Source organism: Colwellia sp. SU-HH00943 (assembly GCF_057546125.1).
In genome coordinates this window covers 1-2,391 of record NZ_BAAJLW010000011.1, presented here as the reverse complement: position 1 = coordinate 2,391, position 2,391 = coordinate 1, and the positions used below count along the sequence as shown (strand labels likewise).

2 protein-coding genes are annotated in these 2,391 nt (G+C 36.7%); both read right to left on the bottom strand.

The genetic code is table 11. The features are described 5' to 3' along the window. Positions 1-195 (bottom strand): hypothetical protein (locus AC27GZ_RS16100; RefSeq protein WP_487096394.1); only part of this gene is annotated, 195 nt, incomplete at its 3' end. Between the two features lie 35 nt (positions 196-230). Then, a partial coding sequence (locus AC27GZ_RS16095; RefSeq protein ID WP_487096393.1) for an SUMF1/EgtB/PvdO family nonheme iron enzyme occupies positions 231-2,391 on the bottom strand: 2,161 nt, incomplete at its 5' end.

The following is a 2,391-nucleotide window of genomic DNA, read 5'->3' as shown; positions in this document are numbered from 1 at the left end:
CGGCATCACAGTTTTGCTATCATTACTGCGAGCAGCAAGTTCAACGGGTAGGAATTCTTTAATAGCCACTAAACGATCTAAACGGGTATCTTGTGCTTTATAAGTAATACCAAAACCACCGACACCTAAAATTTCAATAATACGAAATTCAGCGATTTGTGTGCCTGTGGCTAGCGAATAGTCTACTTCCTGCATTATTTAAACCTAATATTAAAGAAATTCATTCTTAATTACCTTCCTTGAATTAAACGAAAGCCTACCTCATTAGTAGAGCCAAAAGCGTCATAAGCAATTATGCCAGACTCAGGAAACCAAGTAGCTTTATTTTTCCATGAACCTCCAAGCGCCTCAAAATATTTGCAGTCACCTTTTTTCCACGCGGAAATAGTATGTAAGCTATCATTTGACGAGGGATCAGAACATTTTTTTACGACTTCATAAACATTACCATATACATCATACAACCCAAATTCATTAGGACTGTAACTTTTTACCGGCACTGTCCCCAAAAGCTTTTGACCAGAAAAAACACCTGAAGGAATAAAAGTTAAGCAATCAGAACCTTCGCCCCCATCATACCTAGCTTTTGTGCAATCTAATTGATCTCCCCAAGGATATTTAGTTGTACTATTTGCACTAGCTGCGTATAACCATTGAGTTTTTGACGGTAAAGTAAACTCTTGGTTTTTATTTACACCGGTAATTTTATTTAACCAAGGAATAAATTGTTCTATTAATTTTTTAGGGCTTCTGTTGATTAATGGATATTGACCACGCCCCCAGTTATCACCTTCCCATGAATATTCATTTGAAGTACAAGCTCCTGCAGCTTTACAGGCATCCCACATATCAAAAGTAATTTCAGTTTCCATCATTTTAAAGGCTGCAACAGCCTCTTGGTAGATTAGGTTCCCTTCATTATCAGTCAAGCATTTTCCATCAGCTTTAGCATTATCAGGGCAATAGCTATATTGATAATTCCCTGCTGGAATGTCTTGCATATTATCAACTAACTCTTGAATAGCTGGTGGTAAATCAGGTTTTAGAACAATATCAAAATCACTCGTAGACTTAGTTAAATCAAAGGTTTTAGTTTGACTATGAAAGCCTTTTTTGGTGACATTTACTTGGTAAGAACCAGGTAATAAACGCATGCCCTTTTTGTAATATAAATGAGTATTATCATTACTGTTGGTTAGTTTAATTTGTGCGCCTGTAGGTTTAACATTAATGGTTAGTGGTGCCTTACTGGCTTCAATTTTAGCTAACCTATCTTGCTCTGCTTTTTCAGCTGCAAGTTTTTCGGCATTTTCTTTCGCAATTCTATCTGCCTTTTCTTTCGCTAAACGTTTGGCTTTTTCTTGGGCTTGTAATTTAGCTATACGTTCAGCTTCTTGTTTGACTAAAGCTTTATCTATAGCGGTAAGTAAAACGTCATCAATAGCACCTGTAACTAAAAGCCCTTGAGATTTTTCAAAAGCTTCAATGGCTTTTTGGGTACGAACATCTAGTTTGCCATGGGTTGGCGATTGAAAGCCTAAGTTTATCAGTGCTTCTTGAACTTTGATAATATTTGCATTTAATTCAATACGCTGTTGTTCAGCTAATGCCTCTGCTTTTGCTTTCGCATCTAATATTGATAAACGTTCATGCTCTTGAATATCAGCTAGTTGTTGTTTTGCTTGGGTAAGGTATAAACCTTCAGGCCAATTATCAATATAGTTTTGATAGCTCAGTGTTGTACGTTCTTTATCGGCATTTAGCCAAGCATCATGATCTTTTTGCTCATTAAGCTTTTTTGCTAATGCTTGTTGCTCTATTTTCTCTTGTTCTATTCGATATTGCTCATAAGCAAAATAGCCGCCAACAGATAACAATGTTATTAAACTCATGAATATAAGAGTTTTACTAAGGCCCGTTTTAGGTTTAGTACCAGCTTTATTTACCTTGTAAGCGGTTGAATTTGATTTAACTGATTCTGTTATTTTAATCGTTGCATCCGGAGTTGCAGTATTACTAACTTTTTGAACACTATTAGTGCCTTCAATAAGCTCTCCTTGTAGCAGTTTTTCTAGGGTATCAACATTTTGTACTCTCATACTGGCACGCAATACCATAGCTTGATTAATTGCATTGAGTAATTCTTTACTGTAATTTCCCTCTGGAGGAATAGCCGCTAACGGGTCTGGTAATTCTTCATTAATATCATGTTGCCTGTCGGTACTATCTACCGGTTTTTCTCCGGTAACTAAGTAATACATAACAGCGCCAATAGCATAGATATCAGTATAAGGGCCCTGTTTACCACGAGTAGTGTATTGCTCTGGTGGTGCGTAACCTTGGCTGATAATAGCGCTGATAGATTTAGATTTTTCACCAACACTTTGCCTA